The organism is Helcobacillus sp. ACRRO (assembly GCF_022347125.1).
Taxonomy (GTDB): domain Bacteria; phylum Actinomycetota; class Actinomycetes; order Actinomycetales; family Dermabacteraceae; genus Helcobacillus; species Helcobacillus massiliensis.
In genome coordinates, this window is the sequence record NZ_JAKRNG010000002.1 from 34,476 (window position 1) to 55,019 (window position 20,544).

Annotated in this window: 16 protein-coding genes; 15 read left to right on the plus strand and 1 reads right to left on the minus strand. The window is 65.9% G+C overall.

The window, feature by feature from the left end:
- Nucleotides 1–34: 34 nt before the first annotated feature.
- The 7 genes from rpoB to tuf all read left to right on the plus strand — a co-directional run bounded on the left by rpoB (nt 35) and on the right by tuf (nt 13,980).
- Nucleotides 35–3,523 (plus strand): DNA-directed RNA polymerase subunit beta, encoded by a 3,489-nt coding sequence (rpoB, locus tag MHY20_RS00915; RefSeq protein ID WP_183375657.1) that lies wholly within the window; start codon nt 35–37, stop codon nt 3,521–3,523.
- Nucleotides 3,524–3,588: 65 nt separating this feature from the next.
- Nucleotides 3,589–7,476, plus strand: a complete 3,888-nt coding sequence (locus tag MHY20_RS00920; protein WP_239373919.1) for a DNA-directed RNA polymerase subunit beta' — start codon at nt 3,589–3,591, stop codon at nt 7,474–7,476.
- Nucleotides 7,477–7,806: 330 nt separating this feature from the next.
- Nucleotides 7,807–9,123, plus strand: coding sequence for a transglycosylase family protein (locus MHY20_RS11535; protein ID WP_343217720.1), 1,317 nt, complete (start codon nt 7,807–7,809; stop codon nt 9,121–9,123).
- A 480-nt stretch (nt 9,124–9,603) separates the two neighbouring features.
- On the plus strand, nt 9,604–9,978 hold the full coding sequence (gene rpsL / locus MHY20_RS00935) for a 30S ribosomal protein S12 (protein ID WP_183375651.1): 375 nt from the start codon (nt 9,604–9,606) through the stop codon (nt 9,976–9,978).
- Complete coding sequence (gene rpsG / locus MHY20_RS00940; RefSeq protein WP_183375649.1) at nt 9,978–10,448, plus strand: 30S ribosomal protein S7; 471 nt, start codon at nt 9,978–9,980, stop codon at nt 10,446–10,448. Before rpsL ends, rpsG begins: the two co-directional genes overlap by 1 nt.
- A gap of 66 nt (nt 10,449–10,514) precedes the next feature.
- Nucleotides 10,515–12,662, plus strand: coding sequence for an elongation factor G (gene fusA, locus MHY20_RS00945; protein ID WP_239373922.1), 2,148 nt, complete (start codon nt 10,515–10,517; stop codon nt 12,660–12,662).
- A 130-nt stretch (nt 12,663–12,792) separates the two neighbouring features.
- Nucleotides 12,793–13,980, plus strand: coding sequence for an elongation factor Tu (tuf, locus tag MHY20_RS00950; protein ID WP_183375645.1), 1,188 nt, complete (start codon nt 12,793–12,795; stop codon nt 13,978–13,980).
- Between the two features lie 541 nt (nt 13,981–14,521).
- Here tuf and MHY20_RS00955 read toward each other — a convergent pair.
- The gene (locus MHY20_RS00955) at nt 14,522–15,475 is read right to left on the minus strand and encodes a general stress protein (protein ID WP_239373925.1); all 954 of its coding nucleotides are present in this window, start codon (nt 15,473–15,475) and stop codon (nt 14,522–14,524) included.
- 403 nt (nt 15,476–15,878) lie between these two features.
- Here MHY20_RS00955 and rpsJ point away from each other — a divergent pair, with 403 nt between their 5' ends.
- The 8 genes from rpsJ to rpsC are packed head-to-tail and all read left to right on the plus strand — an operon-like array spanning nt 15,879 to nt 20,543.
- On the plus strand, nt 15,879–16,187 hold the full coding sequence (gene rpsJ, locus MHY20_RS00960) for a 30S ribosomal protein S10 (protein WP_183375641.1): 309 nt from the start codon (nt 15,879–15,881) through the stop codon (nt 16,185–16,187).
- Between the two features lie 11 nt (nt 16,188–16,198).
- Nucleotides 16,199–16,882 (plus strand): 50S ribosomal protein L3, encoded by a 684-nt coding sequence (gene rplC / locus MHY20_RS00965; protein WP_183375639.1) that lies wholly within the window; start codon nt 16,199–16,201, stop codon nt 16,880–16,882.
- Between the two features lie 5 nt (nt 16,883–16,887).
- Nucleotides 16,888–17,814, plus strand: coding sequence for a 50S ribosomal protein L4 (rplD, locus tag MHY20_RS00970; protein WP_239373928.1), 927 nt, complete (start codon nt 16,888–16,890; stop codon nt 17,812–17,814).
- On the plus strand, nt 17,811–18,113 hold the full coding sequence (rplW, locus tag MHY20_RS00975) for a 50S ribosomal protein L23 (RefSeq protein WP_183375635.1): 303 nt from the start codon (nt 17,811–17,813) through the stop codon (nt 18,111–18,113). Before rplD ends, rplW begins: the two co-directional genes overlap by 4 nt.
- 49 nt (nt 18,114–18,162) lie before the next feature.
- Nucleotides 18,163–18,999 (plus strand): 50S ribosomal protein L2, encoded by an 837-nt coding sequence (rplB, locus tag MHY20_RS00980; protein WP_183375633.1) that lies wholly within the window; start codon nt 18,163–18,165, stop codon nt 18,997–18,999.
- 15 nt (nt 19,000–19,014) lie between these two features.
- Nucleotides 19,015–19,293 carry a 30S ribosomal protein S19 gene (rpsS, locus tag MHY20_RS00985; RefSeq protein ID WP_183375631.1) on the plus strand — a complete coding sequence of 93 codons (279 nt, stop codon included), beginning with the start codon at nt 19,015–19,017 and terminating at the stop codon, nt 19,291–19,293.
- A 60-nt stretch (nt 19,294–19,353) separates the two neighbouring features.
- Nucleotides 19,354–19,719, plus strand: coding sequence for a 50S ribosomal protein L22 (gene rplV, locus MHY20_RS00990; RefSeq protein ID WP_183375629.1), 366 nt, complete (start codon nt 19,354–19,356; stop codon nt 19,717–19,719).
- Nucleotides 19,719–20,543 (plus strand): 30S ribosomal protein S3, encoded by an 825-nt coding sequence (rpsC, locus tag MHY20_RS00995; protein ID WP_239373930.1) that lies wholly within the window; start codon nt 19,719–19,721, stop codon nt 20,541–20,543. The genes rplV and rpsC overlap by 1 nt, the downstream gene beginning before the upstream one ends.
- Nucleotide 20,544 lies beyond the last annotated feature (1 nt).

The window sequence follows — 20,544 nt, forward strand, 5'->3', positions numbered from 1 at the left end:
GCCCATTCATCCTCGGCCCGTGGAAGGATCACCCTTGGCTGCCTCGAGCACCGATCTGAAGAAGACCACAGCCCAGCTGACGCAGTCGCCTCGCGTGACGTTCGCAAAGCTCGGCGACCCCATTGAAGTACCTGACCTTCTGAGTCTGCAGACCAGCTCGTTCGACTGGCTTCTCGGCAACGAGAACTGGGAGGAGCGCGCCGCCGCAGCGGCCGCCGCCGGTCGCGAAGACGTCCCCCAGACCTCCGGTCTCGCGGACATCTTCGAAGAGATCTCCCCCATCGAGGACATCGCCGGCAACATGTCGCTGTCCTTCCGCAACCACTCCTTCGAGGCCCCGACCTACACGGTCGAGGAGTGCAAGGACAAGGACCTCACCTACTCCGCACCGCTGTACGTCACTGCGGAGTTCATGAACCACGAGACCGATGAGATCAAGACCCAGACGGTCTTCATGGGCGACTTCCCGCTCATGACCGACAAGGGTACGTTCATCATCAACGGCACCGAGCGCGTCGTCGTCTCCCAGCTGGTCCGCTCCCCGGGCGTGTACTTCGAAGAGTCCATCGACAAGACCAGCGACAAGCACATCTTCAACGCGAAGATCATCCCGAGCCGCGGCGCATGGCTCGAGTTCGAGGTCGACAAGCGCGACCAGGTCGGCGTCCGCATCGACCGCAAGCGCAAGCAGTCCGTCACCACCCTCCTGCAGGCCCTCGGCATGTCCAAGGCTGAGATCCTCGAGGAGTTCGGCGAGTTCGAGTCGATCCGCTCCACCCTGGAGAAGGACAGGATCTCCTCGCAGGACGAAGCGCTCATGGACATCTACCGCAAGCAGCGCCCGGGCGAGCCGCCCAGCCGCGATGCGGGCGAGACGATGCTCAACAACATGTTCTTCAACGAGAAGCGCTACGACCTCGCGAAGGTCGGCCGCTACAAGATCGGCAAGAAGCTCGGCCTGGAGGTCAGCCTCTCCGAGAGCGTTCTCAACGTTGAGGACATCGTCACCACCATCAAGTACATCGTCGCCCTGCACGCGGGCCTCACCGAGTTCACCGCCGAAGGCGGCCGCACGGTGCGCGTGGAGACCGACGACATCGACCACTTCGGCAACCGCCGCATCCGCGCGGTCGGCGAACTGATCCAGAACCAGGTCCGCACCGGCCTGTCCCGCATGGAGCGCGTCGTCCGTGAGCGCATGACCACGCAGGACGTCGAGGCGATCACGCCGCTGACCCTGATCAACATCCGCCCGGTCACCGCTGCGATCAAGGAGTTCTTCGGAACCTCCCAGCTGTCGCAGTTCATGGACCAGAACAACCCGCTGTCGGGCCTCACCCACAAGCGCCGCCTCTCGGCGCTGGGCCCGGGCGGTCTGTCCCGTGACCGCGCAGGCATGGAAGTGCGCGACGTCCACCCGTCCCACTACGGCCGCATGTGCCCGATCGAGACCCCGGAAGGCCCCAACATCGGCCTGATCGGCTCGCTCGCCACCTTCGCGCGCATCAACCCGTTCGGCTTCGTGGAGACCCCGTACCGCAAGGTCGTCGACGGTGTCGTCACCGACGACGTCGTCTACCTGACCGCCGATGACGAGGACCGCCACATCATCGCGCAGGCCAACGCCAAGATCGATGAGGACGGCCGCTTCCTCGAGGAAGCCGTGCTGGTGCGCCTCGCCGGCGGCGAGCCGGACCTCGTGGCCCCGTCGGACGTCGACTACATGGACGTGTCCGCACGTCAGATGGTGTCGGTCGCGACCGCCATGATTCCGTTCCTTGAGCACGACGACGCCAACCGCGCCCTCATGGGCTCGAACATGCAGCGTCAGGCCGTGCCGCTGCTGCGCACCGAGATGCCGCTGGTCGGCACCGGCATGGAGCGCCGCGCCGCTGTCGACGCCGGTGACGTCATCGTCGCTGAGAAGGCCGGTGTCATCGACGAACTGTCCGCCGACTTCATCAAGGTCCTCGCGGACGACGGCACCTCGCAGTCCTACCGCGTGAACAAGTTCGAGCGCTCCAACGCCGGCAACTGCTACAACCAGCGCGTGCTGTTCGACGAGGGCGACCGTGTCGAAGCCGGCTCCATCCTGGCCGACGGCCCCTCCACCGACTCCGGTGAGCTCGCGCTCGGCAAGAACCTGCTCGTGGCGTTCATGTCCTGGCAGGGCCACAACTACGAGGACGGCATCATCCTGTCCTCGCGCCTGGTCCAGGACGACGTCCTCACCTCGATCCACATCGAGGAGCACGAGGTCGACGCCCGCGACACCAAGCTCGGCAAGGAAGAGATCACCCGCGACATCCCGAACGTCGGTGAGGACGTCCTCGCCGACCTCGACGAGCGCGGCATCATCCGCATCGGCGCAGAAGTGCAGCCGGGCGACATCCTCGTCGGCAAGGTGACCCCGAAGGGTGAGACCGAGCTGACCCCGGAGGAGCGCCTGCTGCGCGCCATCTTCGGTGAGAAGGCCCGCGAGGTCCGCGACACCTCCCTGCGCGTCCCGCACGGCGAGTCCGGCACGGTCATCGGCGTCCGCGTGTTCAATGAGGACGAGGACTCCGACATCCTGCCCACCGGCGTCAACGAGATGGTCCGCGTGTACATTGCGCAGAAGCGCAAGATCACCGACGGCGACAAGCTCGCCGGCCGTCACGGCAACAAGGGCGTCATCGCGAAGATCCTGCCCGTGGAGGACATGCCGTTCCTCGAGGACGGCACCCCCGTGGACATCATCCTCAACCCGATGGGCGTGCCCGGCCGTATGAACATCGGCCAGGTGATGGAGACCCACCTCGGCTGGGTCGCCAAGTCCGGTTGGGAGCTCGACCCCGAGTCCGAGCACGCCAAGGAGCTGCCGGTCGCGTCCCACAAGGGCGAGCCCGGCACCCCGGTGGCCGTGCCCGTGTTCGACGGACTCACCGCTCCCGAGGTCAACAGCCTGATCGAGGCGCACTCGCCGAACCGCGACGGCGACCATGTCGTCGGCAACGACGGCAAGGCCCGCCTGTTCGACGGCCGCTCCGGTGAGCCGTTCCCGGACCCCGTCTCGGTCGGCTACATGTACATCCTGAAGCTGCACCACCTGGTGGACGACAAGCTCCACGCACGCTCGACCGGCCCGTACTCGATGATCACCCAGCAGCCGCTGGGCGGTAAGGCGCAGTTCGGCGGCCAGCGCTTCGGTGAGATGGAGGTGTGGGCCCTGGAGGCCTACGGCGCCGCTCACGCCCTGCAGGAGCTGCTGACCATCAAGTCGGATGACATCAACGGACGTGTGAAGGTCTACGAGGCCATCGTCAAGGGTGACAACATCCCCGAGCCGGGCATCCCGGAGTCCTTCCGCGTGCTCCTCAAGGAGATGCAGTCGCTCTGCCTCAACGTCGAAGTGCTGTCCTCGGACGGCAACAGCGTCGAGGTCCCGGAGGATGACGAGGAGGTCTTCCGCGCCGCGGAGGAGCTCGGCATCGACCTGTCCCGCCGTCCCCATGAGGGCGTCGGCACCGTCGAGGAACTCTGAGCCCGCTCAGACACCCCGACCCATCCAACTTTCACCTGCTTTTTTCGAACGAGAGAAGGACACACGTGCTCGACGTCAACCACTTTGACGAGCTGCGAATCGGCCTCGCAACGGCCGATGAGATCCGTTCGTGGTCCCATGGCGAAGTCAAGAAGCCAGAGACCATCAACTACCGAACCCTCAAGCCCGAGATGGACGGCCTCTTCTGCGAGCGCATCTTCGGTCCCACCCGGGACTGGGAGTGCTACTGCGGCAAGTACAAGCGCGTCCGCTTCAAGGGGATCGTCTGCGAACGCTGCGGCGTCGAGGTGACGAAGTCGGCCGTGCGCCGTGAGCGCATGGGCCACATCGAACTCGCCGCCCCGGTCACCCACATCTGGTACTTCAAGGGCGTCCCGAGCCGCCTCGGCTACCTGCTGGACCTCGCCCCGAAGGACCTCGAGAAGGTCATCTACTTCGCGGCGTACATGATCACCGAGGTGGACGAGGACGCTCGCCACGAGGACATGCCGGAGCTGCAGCAGCGCCATGACCTCGAGATCAAGGAGCTCGCCTCCGAGCGCGACGCCGCGATCAACGACCGCGCCCTCGCCGCCGAGAAGGACCTCGCCCAGCTCGAGGAGGAGGGTGCCAAGGCCGACGCCAAGCGCAAGGTCCGCGACTCCTCCGAGCGCGAGCAGGCGCAGATCCGCAAGAAGTACGACACCGAGATCGCCCGCATCGAGGCGATCTGGGACCGCTTCAAGAACCTCAAGGTCGCCGACCTCGAGGGCGATGAGCAGCTGTACCGCGCCATGAAGCTGCGCTACGGCACGTACTTCGAGGGCGGCATGGGCGCCGGTGCGCTCCAGAAGCGTCTGCAGGACTTCGACCTCGAGGCCGAAGCCGCGACGCTGCGCGACACCATCGCCAACGGCAAGGGCCAGCGCAAGGCGCGCGCCCTGAAGCGCCTGAAGGTCGTCTCCTCCTTCCTGTCGACCTCCAACCAGCCCGCAGGCATGGTCCTCGAGGCGATCCCGGTGATCCCGCCGGACCTGCGCCCGATGGTGCAGCTGGACGGCGGCCGCTTCGCGACCTCCGACCTCAACGACCTGTACCGTCGCGTCATCAACCGCAACAACCGCCTCAAGCGCCTGATGGACCTTGGTGCGCCCGAGATCATCGTGAACAACGAGAAGCGGATGCTGCAGGAGTCCGTGGACTCCCTGTTCGACAACGGACGCCGCGGCCGCCCGGTCACCGGTCCGGGCAACCGTCCGCTGAAGTCGCTGTCCGACATGCTCAAGGGCAAGCAGGGCCGCTTCCGTGCGAACCTGCTGGGCAAGCGCGTGGACTACTCCGGTCGTTCCGTCATTGTGAACGGTCCGGAGCTGAACCTGCACCAGTGCGGCCTGCCGAAGGGCATGGCGCTGGAGCTGTTCAAGCCGTTCGTGATGAAGCGCCTGGTCGACCTCGGCCACGCTCAGAACGTCAAGGCCGCCAAGCGCATGGTGGAGCGCGCACGCCCCGAGGTGTGGGATGTCCTCGAAGAGGTCATCACCGAGCACCCGGTGCTGCTGAACCGTGCACCCACCCTGCACCGCCTCGGCATCCAGGCGTTCGAGCCGGTGCTCGTGGAGGGCAAGGCCATCCACCTGCACCCGCTGGTCTGTGCAGCGTTCAACGCTGACTTCGACGGTGACCAGATGGCTGTGCACCTGCCGCTCTCCGCGGAGGCGCAGGCCGAGGCCCGCATCCTCATGCTGTCCTCGAACAACATCCTCAAGCCGTCGGACGGCCGCCCGGTCACCATGCCGGCGCAGGACATGATCATCGGTCTGTACCACCTGACCACGGTCAACGAGGACGCGCTCGGCGCCGGTCGCACCTTCGGCTCCGTCGCCGAAGCGATCATGGCGTTCGACGCCGGTGAGCTGCACATCAACGCCCCGATCACCATCCGCTTCGAGGACATCGTCGCGCCGACCGATTGGGAGGCGCCGGAGGGCTGGAGCGAGGGCGACCCGATCCGCCTGACCACCACCCTCGGCACCGTGTACTTCAACGAGACCCTGCCTCTGGACTTCCCGTTCGTGCAGGGCCAGGTGGGCAAGAAGCGCCTCGGCACGATCGTCAACGCCCTGGCCGAGCGCTACGAGAAGGTGCAGGTCTCCGCATCGCTGGATGCGCTGAAGTCCTACGGCTTCCACTGGTCGACCTTCTCCGGTGTGTCGTTCGGTCTGGCCGACGTGGTCGCCCCGCCGAACAAGGCGGAGATCATCGCCAAGTACGAGGCGAAGGCCGCCCAGGTCGATGAGAACCGCGACTTCGGCCTCGTGTCCGAGGCGGAGCGCAACTCCGAACTGATCGACATCTGGACCGAAGCCACCAACGAGGTGGACGCCGCGATGCGCGCCAACTTCGAGCGCGACAACTCGATCTACCGCATGGTGGACTCGGGCGCACGAGGCAACTGGATGCAGATCCGTCAGATCGCCGGTATGCGCGGCCTGGTGAACAACCCGAAGGGCGAGATCATCCCGCGTCCGATCCTCTCGAACTACCGAGAGGGCCTGTCGGTGCTGGAGTACTTCATCGCCTCGCACGGCTCCCGTAAGGGCCTGGCGGATACGGCTCTGAAGACCGCCCAGTCCGGCTACCTGACCCGTCGTCTGGTCGACGTCTCGCAGGACGTCATCGTCCGCGAGCACGACTGCGGCTCCACCAAGGGCTTCACCATGCCGATCGGTGTGGAGGAGGGCGGCGTCGTCGTCCCGGCCGAGAACGTGGAGATCACCGCCTACGGCCGCTCCCTCGCGCAGCCGGTCCTCGCGGAGGACGGCACCGAGCTCGCCGCAGCCGGCGCCGATGTGGGCGACGTCCTCATCGAGAAGCTGGTCGCCGCCGGTGTCACCGAGGTCAAGGTCCGCTCCGTGCTCACCTGTGACTCCGCTGTCGGCACCTGCGCCATGTGCTACGGCCGCTCCCTGGCCACCGGCCAGATCGTCGACATCGGCGAGGCCGTCGGCATCATCGCCGCACAGTCGATCGGTGAGCCCGGCACGCAGCTGACCATGCGGACCTTCCACTCCGGTGGTGTCGCGTCCTCCGGCGGCGACATCACGCACGGTCTTCCCCGTGTGCAGGAGCTGTTCGAGGCACGCACCCCGGCCGGCTTCGCGCCGATCACCGAGGTCGCCGGCCGCGTCAGCATCGAGGAGACGGACAAGCAGCGCAAGCTCACTGTCACCCCGGACGACGGTTCCGAGCCCGTCAGCTACACCCTGTCCAAGCGCGTGTCGATGCTCGTCTTCGACGGCGACCACATCGAGGCCGGCCAGCAGCTCTCCCAGGGCTCGGTCGACCCGAAGCAGGTGCTGCGCATCCTCGGTCCCCGCGCCGTGCAGAAGCACCTCGTGGACGAGGTTCAGAAGGTGTACGTGTCGCAGGGTGTGGACATCCACGCCAAGCACATCGAGGTCATCGTGCGCCAGATGCTGCGTCGCAACACGATCGTCTCCTCCGGTGACACGAACCTGCTGCCGGGCGACCTCGTGGAGTCCGCTGCGTTCGTCGCCGAGAACCGTCGCGTGGTGGCTGAGGGCGGCGAGCCCGCAGCCGGACGTCCGGAGCTCATGGGCATCACCAAGGCGTCGCTGGCGACCGAGTCATGGCTGTCCGCGGCATCGTTCCAGGAGACGACCCGCGTGCTCACCGAGGCTGCTCTCAACCAGAAGAGCGACCAGCTGATGGGCCTCAAGGAGAACGTCATCATCGGTAAGCTCATCCCGGCCGGCACCGGCCTGCCGCGGTTCCGCAGCTTCGATGTTGAGCCGACCGAGGAGGCGAAGGCCTCGATGTACCAGGTCCCCGGCCTGGACGACTTCGGCTTCGGCGACTACAACGGCTCCGGCTCCTCGCTGAACCTGGACGACCTCGACTTCGGTGATCCGTTCCGCACGAACACGATCTGATCCGATGCGATCCTCGCACCCGTCGGCCCTCTGAGCCGGCGGGGTCGGGACGAGAGCGGCCGCTCAACCACCATGGTGGGGGAGTGGCCGCTCTCGTTCATCCTGGCGCACCACCGTCCGGCAGCGGGCCGCCGCTGGACGCCGCCGCTGGGTGCTGGCCGCGGCACGGTCGCCTGGGCCACATGGCCCCTATGGCCGCAGTTACACGAACCGTCAACCTTGGGTAAAGAGTCCGCCTGGCCGCATCTAAGAAGCGACCATGTCCCTCGTGCTCCGCGGCAGGGGTGCAGAGGATAGGGGATGTTCACCGATCAGACCTGAGGATGTGTCGTGAAGAAGAAGTCCCCCATCATCATCTCCGCCGTCGCGGGCGTTCTGCTCGCCGGCGGTGGCGGCACCGCCGCATTCGCCCTCTCCAACGAAGTCACTGTGGACCATTACGGTCAGCAGACCACCATCCGCACCTACGAGACGGATGTCGACAAGATCCTGGAGAAGCAGGGCCTCGACGTGAAGGACACGGACCGTGTCAGCCCGGCTCTGGACTCCAGCGTCAGCTCCGGCGACACCATCACCGTGGTCGACCGCACCGAGGCGACCGTGGTGGTCGACGGCAAGCCCCGCACCGTGCTCACCGAGGGTGAGACCGTGGAGGCTGCTCTGAACACCGCCGAGGTGAAGGCCGACGGAGCCGTCATCAGCCCGGCGCCCTCCGAGAAGCTCACCGATGGCATGGAGATCACCGTCACCACCCCGAAGGACGTCACGTTCGTGGGCCAGAACGGCTCGTGGACCGCTGAGGGCACCACGGAGCCGACCGTCGACGCCGCTCTGAAGAAGTACTTCTCCGACTCCGTCACCGACGCCGACACCATCACGCCGGGCCGCGACACCCCGCTGACCGACGGCATGGTCATCACCATCGAGCGCCACCGCTCCGGCACGACCGAGAAGGTCGAAGCCATCGACTTCAAGACCATCACCCGCAAGGACGATTCGCTGCCCGAGGGCCAGAAGAAGGTCCTCGCCAAGGGTGAGAAGGGTGCGCGCACCACCGTGATCCAGGAGGTCACCGTGGACGGCAAGGTCACCGAGACCAAGGAGGTCTCCTCGACGGTGACCAAGGAGCCGGTGGACGAGGTCGTCGTCGTCGGCACCAAGAAGGCCCCGGCGCCGCAGCCGACTCAGGCTCCGAAGCCGACCCAGAAGGCGGAGAAGAAGGCGTCCCCGAGCCCGTCGCGCTCCTCCGAGCCGGCACCGAAGAAGTCGAAGGCGCCGAAGAAGTCGGAGGCGCCGAAGAAGTCGGAGGCGCCGAAGAAGTCGGAGGCGCCGAAGAAATCGGCGGCCCCGAAGAAGTCGAAGGCGCCGAAGAAGTCTCCGAAGGCTCCGTCGGTCTCCAACGGCTCCACCTGGGACAAGCTCGCCCAGTGCGAGTCCGGCGGCAACTGGTCCATCAGCACCGGCAACGGCTACTACGGCGGCCTGCAGTTCAACCGCGGCACGTGGCTGGCCTACGGCGGCGACAAGTACGCCCCGACCGCCAATCTCGCCACCCGCGAGCAGCAGATCGACATCGCCAAGAAGGTCCAGGCCAGGCAGGGCTGGGGCGCATGGCCGGCCTGCACCGCGAAGCTCGGCCTGCGCTGAGCATTCGGTCCGCTGCTGCGGCAGCACCCCGCACGCCCTGAATTCGGGGCCGCGGCACATCCTCCATATCAGTGAACGCACGGCCCCGTCGGCTCCTCTTCGGAGGGCGGCGGGGCTTCGTGCACCCCGCGGGGTCCTGCGGCTGAGAGGGCGGCCGGAATGCGCCCGACGGGTGCCGGCCGTCCGCGGTCCCGTTCGGGGTGCAATGTGATGTGCAACAGAACGAGGGAAGACCTTTGACCGGCCGTGATGGCCGTCGGTAAACTGACAAACTGTGTCATGGTTGCCCTCTGTACGCCGCCTTCCGGGCCTGTTCGCAGAGCCGAATCGGGCGTCACGGTAGCCGGGACACCAGCGGATCCGTCCGCTGTGCGGGCCGGAGAGATCCGGGTCGCCCGGGTGGCGCACGCACGTGCGAGCATCCGAAAGAAGTTGATCTGACCGCCCGAACAGGGCGGGAAGCGATAGGAAAGAGAACCAGTGCCTACCATTCAGCAGTTGGTGCGCAAGGGTCGCCAGGACAAGTCGGCGGCATCGTCGACTCCCGCGCTCAAGGGCTCGCCCCAGCGCCGCGGCGTCTGCACCCGTGTGTACACCACCACCCCGAAGAAGCCGAACTCGGCGCTGCGCAAGATTGCGCGTGTCCGCCTCTCCTCCGGCATCGAAGTCACCGCCTACATTCCGGGCGTCGGCCACAACCTGCAGGAGCACTCCATCGTGCTCGTCCGCGGCGGCCGTGTGAAGGACCTCCCGGGCGTTCGCTACAAGATCGTCCGCGGTGCCCTGGACACCCAGGCAGTGAAGGGCCGCCAGCAGGCGCGCTCCCGCTACGGTGCGAAGAAGGAGAAGAAGTAATGCCACGCAAAGGTGCAGCTCCCAAGCGCCAGCTCGCCGTTGACCCCGTCTACGGCTCCCCGCTGGTCACTCAGCTGATCAACAAGGTCCTCCTCGACGGCAAGAAGACCGTCGCCGAGAAGATCGTATACGACGCTCTCGAAGGCTGCCGCGAGAAGAACGGCCAGGATCCCGTCGTGACCCTGAAGAAGGCTCTCGACAACATCCGCCCGTCGCTCGAGGTCCGCTCCCGTCGCGTCGGCGGTGCCACCTACCAGGTGCCCGTCGAGGTCCGCGCTGGCCGCTCGACCACCCTGGCTCTGCGCTGGCTCGTGGGCTACTCCCGCGCCCGCCGCGAGAACACCATGACCGAGCGCCTCATGAACGAGATCCTCGATGCCAACAACGGCCTGGGTGCCGCTGTGAAGCGCCGCGAGGACACTCACAAGATGGCGGAGGCCAACAAGGCGTTCGCTCACTACCGCTGGTAATTCACACCGAAGAATTGGCAGCGGGGACGAGAAGAAGTCGCCCCCTAGCCAGAAAGGCAGCAGCCCGTGGCACTTGCAGTGCTCAGTGACCTCAGCAAGGTCCGCAACATCGGCATCATGGCCCACATCGATGCCGGTAAGACCACCACGACCGAGCGCATCCTTTACTACACCGGCGTCAACTACAAGATGGGCGAGACCCACGACGGCGCCGGCACCATGGACTGGATGGAGCAGGAGAAGGAGCGCGGCATCACGATCACGTCTGCCGCGACGACCTGCTACTGGCACGACAGCCAGATCAACATCATCGACACCCCCGGGCACGTCGACTTCACCGTTGAGGTGGAGCGTTCGCTCCGCGTCCTCGACGGTGCCGTCGCTGTCTTCGACGGCAAGGAGGGCGTGGAGCCCCAGTCGGAGACCGTGTGGCGTCAGGCTGACAAGTACGATGTCCCGCGCATCTGCTTCGTCAACAAGATGGACAAGATGGGGGCCGACTTCTTCTTCACCGTGAAGACGATCGTCGACCGTCTGAAGGCGAAGCCCATCATCATGCAGGTTCCGATCGGTGCCGAGGCGGACTTCCGCGGCGTCATCGACCTCGTCGAGATGAAGGCCTACGAGTGGCCGGACGTCTTCGAAGAGGACGCACCGGAGCTCGGCAAGAAGAAGGGGGACGACGCCTTCGGTCAGTACCAGAAGGAGATCGAGATCCCCGCTGAGCTGAAGGACACGGTCGATGAGTACCGTGCCAAGCTCGTCGAGGACGTCGCCGAGAGCTCCGAGGAGCTCATGGAGAAGTACCTCGAAGAGGGCGACCTCACCATCGAGGAGATCAAGGCCGGCATCCGCCAGCTGACGATCAACTCCGAGGCGTACCCGGTCTTCTGCGGCTCCGCATTCAAGAACAAGGGCGTGCAGCCGGTTCTGAATGCTGTGGTCGACTACCTTCCGTCCCCGCTGGACGTCCCCGCGATGATCGGTCACGACCCGAAGGACGAGTCCAAGGAGATCGAGCGCAAGGCCGACTGGAACGAGCCGTTCGCAGCGCTGTCCTTCAAGGTCGCTGCGCACCCGTTCTTCGGCTCGCTCACCTATGTGCGCGTCTACTCCGGCCAGGTGAAGCAGGGCGATCAGGTCCTGAACGCCACCACCGGCAAGAAGGAGCGCGTGGGCAAGCTCTTCCAGATGCACTCGAACCAGGAGAACCCGGTCGAGGAGGCCTTCGCCGGCCACATCTACGCGTTCATCGGCCTGAAGGACACCACCACCGGTGACACCCTGTGCGATCCGTCGAACCCGATCGTGCTGGAGTCCATGTCCTTCCCGGAGCCCGTGATCTCGATGGCCATCGAGCCGAAGACCAAGGGCGACCAGGAGAAGCTGGGCGTTGCTATTCAGCGCCTCGCCAAGGAGGACCCGACCTTCCAGGTCGAGCTGGACGAGGAGACCGGCCAGACGGTCATCCGCGGCATGGGCGAGCTGCAGCTCGACGTCCTCGTGGACCGTATGCGCCGCGAGTTCAAGGTCGAGGCCAACGTGGGCTCCCCGCAGGTCGCGTACCGCGAGTCCATCAAGCGCACTGTCGAGAAGTTCGACTACACGCACAAGAAGCAGACCGGCGGCTCCGGCCAGTTCGGTAAGGTCCAGATCACCTTCGAGCCGCTCGTGGACGCCGAGGACGGCGTGTTCTACGAGTTCGACAACCAGGTGACCGGTGGCCGCATCCCGCGCGAATACATCCCGAGCGTGGACGCGGGCATCCAGAGCGCCCTCGAGTCCGGCGTCCTCGCCGGCTACCCGGTGGTCAACGTCAAGGCAACCCTCATCGACGGTGCCTACCATGACGTGGACTCCTCGGAGATGGCGTTCAAGGTCGCAGGCTCCATGGCAACGCGCGAGGCCCTCAAGAAGGCCCAGCCGATTCTGCTCGAGCCGATCATGGACGTCGAGGTCCGTACTCCTGAGGAGTACATGGGCGACGTCATCGGCGACCTGAACAAGCGTCGTGGTCAGGTTTCGTCGATGGAGGACGCGAGCGGGGTCAAGATCGTCCGTGCTCTCGTTCCGCTGTCGGAGATGTTCGGTTACATCGGTGACCTGCGTTCCTTCACGCAGGGTCGCGCAATGTACACCATGCAGTTCGACAACTACGCGGAGGTCCCCGGCAGCATCGCCGAGGAGATCATCGCGAAGACCAGGGGCGAATGAGCTTCCATCTCTGACACGTAGACTTCTGTCTGCATGTCGGTGTCCGGATCACATTCGGTCGGGGCCCGCTGCGGCGGGCCCCACCCACCGTTCAACAGAACAACCAACAACGTCCTAGGAGGACATCACTATGGCTAAGGCCAAGTTCGAGCGCAAGAAGCCGCACGTCAACATCGGCACCATCGGTCACGTCGACCACGGCAAGACCACGCTCACCGCTGCCATCTCCAAGGTGCTGCACGACCAGTACCCGGACCTCAACGAGAGCCGTGACTACGACCAGATCGACAACGCTCCCGAAGAGAAGCAGCGCGGCATCACCATCAACGTCTCGCACATCGAGTACGAGACCGAGAAGCGCCACTACGCTCACGTCGACGCCCCCGGACACGCCGACTACGTGAAGAACATGATCACCGGTGCTGCTCAGATGGACGGCGCCATCCTTGTGGTCGCCGGCACCGACGGCCCGATGGCTCAGACCCGTGAGCACGTGCTCCTCGCCCGCCAGGTGGGCGTGCCGGCTCTGATCGTTGCGCTGAACAAGTGCGACATGGTCGACGACGAGGAGATCCTGGAGCTCGTCGAGATGGAGGTCCGCGAGCTGCTCGGTTCGCAGGGCTTCGATGAGGACGCACCGGTCCACCAGGTCTCCGCTCTCAAGGCCATCGAGGGCGATGAGAAGTGGGTCAAGTCCGTGCAGGACCTCATGGCTTCCGTCGATGAGTACATCCCGGAGCCGGAGCGCGACATGGACAAGCCGTTCCTCATGCCGATCGAGGACGTCTTCACCATCACCGGTCGTGGCACCGTGGTGACCGGTAAGGTCGACCGCGGCAAGCTCGCCATCAACTCCGAGGTCGAGATCCTCGGCATTCGCGAGCCGCAGAAGACCACCGTCACCGGTATCGAGATGTTCCACAAGCAGATGGACGAGGCATGGGCCGGCGAGAACTGTGGTCTGCTCCTGCGCGGCACCAAGCGTGAGGACGTCGAGCGCGGCCAGGTCGTCTGCGTGCCGGGCTCCATCACCCCGCACACCAAGTTCGAGGCTCAGGTCTACATCCTGTCCAAGGACGAGGGCGGCCGTCACAACCCGTTCTACTCGAACTACCGTCCGCAGTTCTACTTCCGTACCACGGACGTCACCGGCGTCATCGAGCTGCCCGAGGGCACCGAGATGGTCATGCCGGGCGACAACACCGAGATGTCGGTCGAGCTCATCCAGCCGATCGCCATGGAAGAGGGCCTCGGCTTCGCTATCCGTGAGGGTGGCCGCACCGTGGGCTCCGGCCGTGTCACCAAGATCAACGCCTGATTCTCCTGAGAGACTCAGCGTCTGATTGACGCATAGCGGCGGCCCCGGGATTCGTTCCCGGGGCCGCTTCTTCATGCCCGATTCGCGGCCGGAGCTCTGTACCGTCGGCGCTGTGGCGCCGGTGCCGGGTCCCCGCGACCGCGGTGCCGGCAGCCCCGGGACTAAGGGGCTGGCAGCCCCGTGCGCCTGCCGCATCCGCCGGGACGAATCGTCGTCGTATTCGGGGGGAAGGCGATCGATGCGCGCATACGTCAACGGATCGGTGCCGCACCCGCCGAGTCGTGCGTGCGGCCTCCGCCGAGTGTGTGCGGCGGCCGGCGGCGCGCCGAGGGCGGCGTACGAGCGGCGCCCTGCTGACCGCTTACTGTCTGAGCTGCGGCCCTCGCATGCGAGCTCGGAGCAGCGCACTCGTACCCATTCCGGTAGCCGACGGGAGCACGCTCGGGTCCTGGATGACGATGAGGCCCCCACCGGGTGGTGGGGGCCTCATGGTGCTGAGCCGAGCAGAGCAGATGCCGGCTCGGGGAGTCAGCGGGGGAGGTCAGCGCGAGCGGGGATCCTCACCCGACGGGGACCCGTCGGCGCCGGATGCGGAGGCTGCGCCGCGATTCGAGTCTCCGGGTGCGGGCGCAGCGCCGTCTGCTGCGTTGCCTGATGCGGCGTGCCGTCCGGGCTGCGCGGGCAGTCCGAAGCTGGGACGGCGCGGCGCGTCATCGTCGGTGCCGAAGCGCGGATCGTGGGTCTGCCCGTCCGGCGCGGCTGCGGTTGAACCGCCGGCTGAGACCGGCGCGGAATCGTCCGGGTGCGGGGCGCGGTGGCGCGGCTGGTGCGCTGCACCGGACGGCGAGTGCGCCAAGTGAGGGGAGTGTGAGGACTGCGCCGGGTCTCCTGACTGACGCGAGCGACCGGAGGAGGGCTGGCCGTACCGGTTGTGCATCTCCGGGCTGATCGGCGCCGAGTCGCCGGTGCCGAATGCGCCATAGCCGAGCGCGATGCCCTTCTCCATGAGGATGCGTCGGGCGTCAGCGAAGTGGCGATGCTCCACCAGCAGTTCGTACTGCATGGGAATCGTCGACACCATCGAGGTGAAATCGCGCTGGCCCCGGTTCGAGGCATGCCGGATGATCGCCCACACCGTGAAGAACACGATGCCCATCAGCACCGACGTGCCGAGCATGGACAGCCAGTTGCTGGTGAACAGGCCGAACAGCAGGCCGATGAACGTGCCCATCCACAGGCCCGAGAGAATGCCTCCCATGATGACCCTGCCCCATGTCTGGCGGCCGGTCACGCGCTCCACGAGCTTCAGGTCCGTGCCGACGATCAGGGTGTGCTGTACGGGGAAGTCCTCATCGGCGAGGGCATCCACCATCCGCTGCACCTCCACATAGTCCCGCACCATCCCGAGGGACTGCGGGAACTCGAGGCGGAAGGCGCTCTGCATGAGTCGGCTGGATGCGGCCATCTGGCCCTGGCTGCTGGGATGCTGAGTCATGGCCCCAGGTTATAGGGAGCACCCGTCGGCGCCTTGGGTGTCCGCTCAGGGCGCAGGGCGAGCCGACGGCGCCCGCGGTGTGATGTGACCTGCTCCTTAGTGCGAACCCCTTGGCGGGCCGTTCGCATGATGGTTGAATGGATGAGTTGCCTGCGCGAGTCGACATGCCCGGTTCCATTCCCGTCTCTGGGGAATGATCACCGGATGAGGCTCAGCCCGAGGATGCGAACAGTGCGGTCTTGACCCTGAGTGCGCATCGGTCGAGGGACCAGTCGTAGGTGCAATGGGATCTGCCCACGGCGTTTCGATGCCCGCGGCACACTCGACACACCCGACCGCGGGTGTCGGGTGGGTCCCTGACCATGTCAACGCGGTTATGAAGAGAGAGAGTCAGACCAAAGCTATGGCGGGACAGAAGATCCGCATCCGGCTCAAGTCGTATGACCACGAGGTGATTGACAGCTCGGCACGCAAGATTGTCGATACTGTCACCCGCGCTGGTGCAACGGTTGTGGGCCCGGTGCCGCTGCCGACCGAGAAGAACGTCTTTGTTGTTGTTCGGTCGCCGCACAAGTACAAGGACTCCCGTGAGCAGTTCGAGATGCGCACGCACAAGCGCCTCATCGACATCGTCGATCCCACGCCGAAGGCTGTGGACTCGCTGATGCGCCTCGACCTGCCGGCGGACGTCAACATCGAGATCAAGCTCTGAGGTATCGGAACATGAGTAACGAACTGACAGGGCAGCGCGCAGCCAACGTCTCCGGCGTGCTCGGCACCAAGCTCGGCATGACCCAGGTCTGGGATGAGAACGGCGTTCTCGTTCCCGTGACCGTCGTGCAGGCTGGTCCGTGCGTTGTCACGCAGGTGCGCTCCGTCGAGACCGACGGCTACGACGCTGTTCAGATCGCCTACGGCGCGATCGACCCCCGCAAGGTCACCAAGCCCCTGAAGGGCCACTTCGAGAAGGCCGGCGTCACCCCGCGCCGTCACCTCGTCGAGCTGCGCACTTCCGACGCCGCTGACTTCTCGCTCGGCCAGGAGATCGACGCCTCGGTCTTCGAAGCCGGCCAGAAGGTCGACGTCGTCGGCACCTCCAAGGGCAAGGGCACCGCTGGCGTCATGAAGCGCCACGGCTTCGCAGGCGTGTCGGCCACCCACGGCCAGCACCGCAACCACCGCAAGCCGGGCTCCATCGGCGGCGCATCGACCCCGGGTCGTGTTTTCAAGGGCCAGAAGATGGCCGGACGCATGGGCGGCGACCGCACCAGCGTGCAGAACCTCACCGTTCACGCGGTGGATGCAGAGAAGGGCCTCGTGCTCGTCAAGGGCGCCATCCCCGGCCCCAAGGGCGGCATCGTCCTGGTCCGCTCCGCATCGAAGACTTCGGCGAAGAAGGAGGCCTGAGAACCATGGCGAACCTGACTGTCGATGTTCTCGACCCCGCAGGCAAGAAGGCTGGCACCGCTGAGCTGCCCGCCGCGATCTTCGACGTTCAGACGAACGTCGCACTGATCCACCAGGTCGTCACGGCGCAGCGCAACGCTGCACGCCAGGGCACCCACAAGGCCAAGACCCGCGGCGAGGTCGCCGGCGGCGGCCGCAAGCCGTGGAAGCAGAAGGGCACCGGTCGCGCTCGTCAGGGCTCGATCCGCGCTCCTCAGTGGACCGGCGGTGGCATCGTCCACGGCCCGACCCCGCGCGACTACAGCCAGCGCACCCCGAAGAAGATGAAGGCCGCCGCACTGCGCGGTGCCCTCTCGGATCGCGCACGCTGCGGCCGCGTCCACGTGGTCACCGCACTGCTCGAGGGCGACACCCCGTCGACCAAGGCAGTTGTGAAGACCCTGTCCGCCATCTCCGACCGCAAGCACCTCCTGCTGGTGGTGCGCCGCGGCGACACGATCGGCGCTCTGAGCAGCCGCAACCTGAAGGACTCCCACGTCCTGTTCGCGGACCAGCTCAACACCTACGATGTCATGCTCTCCGACGACGTCGTCTTCACCTCCGGTGCTCTCGAGGACTTCGTGGCCGCTGCCATGCTGACCGCCTCGAAGTCCAAGGCCGCCGCGTCGGTCTCCGCTCAGGCTGCGCCTGCTGCTGAGTCCGCCGAGGTTGCTGAGGCGCCGTTCGGTGAGGGCTCCGCTGCTGCGCTGGCCGACGGCTCCGCACCCGAGGGCTACACCATCAAGGGCAACAAGGACTCGATGAAGTACCACACCGAGCAGTCGCCGTGGTACGGCCGCACCAAGGCCGAAGTGTGGTTCGCAAGCGAGGAAGCCGCTCAGGCTGCCGGCTTCGTGAACGCCGTTCGGTCCGCTGAGGAGGACGCGAAGTGACCGCGATCAACAAGGACCCGCGCGACATTCTGCTCGCGCCCGTCGTTTCCGAGAAGAGCTACGGTCAGATGGCCGAAGGCAAGTACACCTTCCTCGTCGACCGCAACGCCAACAAGACCGAGATCAAGATCGCCGTCGAGGAGATCTTCGACGTCAAGGTCGCCTCGGTCAACACCATCAACCGTGAAGGCAAGGCGCGTCGCACGCGCTACGGCATGGGCAAGCGCAACGACACCAAGCGCGCCATCGTCACGCTGAAGGACGGATCCATCGACATCTTCGGAGGCTCGGTCGCCTGAGGCGATCGAGACGACGAAGATTCACGAGAGAATCTGAGGAAACCCCATCATGGGAATTCGTAAGCACAAGCCGACCACGCCGGGCCGTCGCGGCTCGAGCGTCGCCGACTTCGTCGAGATCACTCGTAGTGTCCCGGAGAAGTCGCTGGTTCGTCCGCTGCACAAGACCGGTGGTCGCAACAGCAACGGTCGCATCACGTCGCGCTTCCGCGGCGGCGGCCACAAGCGTGCGTACCGTGTGATCGACTTCCGTCGCGCCGACAAGGACGGCGTGAACGCGAAGGTCGCGCACATCGAGTACGACCCGAACCGCACCGCCCGCATCGCCCTGCTGCACTACGCAGACGGCGAGAAGCGCTACATCCTCGCTCCGGCGAAGCTGCGCCAGGGCGACTGGGTGGAGAACGGCCCGAAGGCCGACATCAAGCCCGGCAACAACCTCCCGCTGCGCAACATCCCCGTGGGCACCGTTGTGCACGCCATCGAACTGCGCCCCGGCGGCGGTGCGAAGATCGCCCGCTCCGCCGGCTCGTCCGTGCAGCTCGTGGCGAAGGAGGGCCGCTTCGCTCAGCTGCGCATGCCGTCCGGCGAGATCCGCAACGTTCTCGCTGACTGCCGCGCCACCATCGGCGAGGTCGGCAACGCCGAGCAGGTCAACATCAACTGGGGCAAGGCAGGCCGTATGCGCTGGAAGGGACGTCGTCCCCACGTGCGCGGTGTCGTCATGAACCCGGTGGATCACCCCCACGGCGGCGGTGAGGGCAAGACCTCCGGTGGTCGTCACCCGGTCTCGCCCTGGGGCAAGCCCGAGGGCCGCACCCGCCGTCCGAACAAGCCGAGCGACAAGCTCATCGTGCGCCGCCGCCGCACCGGCAAGAAGCGCTGATAGGGAGATCCAGATATGCCACGCAGTATCGCCAAGGGTCCTTTCATCGACGACCACCTTCAGAAGAAGGTGGACGCTCAGAACGAGAAGGGCACCAAGAACGTCATCAAGACCTGGTCGCGTCGTTCGGTCATCACGCCGGACTTCCTCGGCCACACCTTCGCTGTGCACGACGGTCGCAAGCACGTGACGGTCTTCGTCACGGAGTCGATGGTCGGCCACAAGCTCGGAGAGTTCGCTCCCACGCGCACGTTCCGCAGCCACGACAAGGATGACAGGAAGGGTCGTCGCTGAGCTCCTCAGTGATGTTCAGAATCGATGACACCCACAGTTTCGAAAGAAAGCAGGACAGCAATGGAAGCCAAGGCGCAGGTGCGGTTCATCCGTATTTCGCCCATGAAGGCCCGGCGCGTCGTTGACCTCATCCGTGGCAAGAGCACCGTCGAGGCACTGGAGATCCTGCGGTTCGCGCCGCAGGCAGCATCCAAGCCCGTACTGAAGCTCCTGCAGTCCGCGATTGCCAACGCCCGCGTGAAGGCCGACCAGGCAGGGGAGCGCTTCGATGAGCGCGAGCTCGTCGTCTCCGCTGCATACGTCGACGAAGGCCCGACCATGAAGCGGTTCCAGCCCCGCGCTCAGGGTCGTGCATTCCAGATCAAGAAGCGCACCAGCCACATCACCGTGGCGGTCGCTCCCGCGAAGAAGAAGGAGACCCGCTAGTGGGCCAGAAGGTCAATCCGAACGGGTTCCGCCTCGGCATCACGACCGATCACACCAGCCGCTGGTTCGCTGACTCCACCAAGGAAGGTCAGCGCTACAGCGACTACGTGATGGAGGACGTCCGTATTCGCGAGATGCTCACCGAGGATCTCGAGCGAGCAGGCGTCTCCAAGGTCGAGATCGAGCGCACCCGAGATCGTGTCCGCATCGACCTCCACACCGCACGTCCCGGCATCGTCATCGGTCGCCGTGGTGCAGAGGCCGAGCGTCTGCGCGGAAAGCTTGAGAAGCTGACCGGCAAGCAGATCCAGCTCAACATCCTCGAGGTCAAGAACCCCGAGGCCGACGCACAGCTCGTCGCTCAGAACATCGCTGAGCAGCTCGCGAGCCGCGTGTCCTTCCGCCGCGCAATGCGCAAGGGCATCCAGTCCGCGCAGCGCGCCGGCGCCAAGGGCATCCGCGTCGCCGTCTCCGGCCGCCTCGGCGGCGCCGAGATGAGCCGCAGCGAGTTCTACCGCGAAGGCCGTGTGCCCCTGCACACCCTCCGTGCGAACATCGACTACGGCTTCTTCGAGGCGCGCACCGCCTTCGGCCGCATCGGCGTGAAGGTCTGGATCTACAAGGGCGACCTCACCGACAAGGAGCTCGCGCAGCAGGCCGCTCAGGCGCCTCGTGCGGGTCGCGGCGGCCGTGCCGACCGTCCGCGTGGTCGTCGCAACGAGCGCAACGCCGCTCGCCGTGAGCGCGGTCAGCAGCAGGATCGGGCCCCCCAGGCCGAGAACGCTGCAGCGAGCGCTCCCAGTGACAATGGAACGGAGGCCTGAG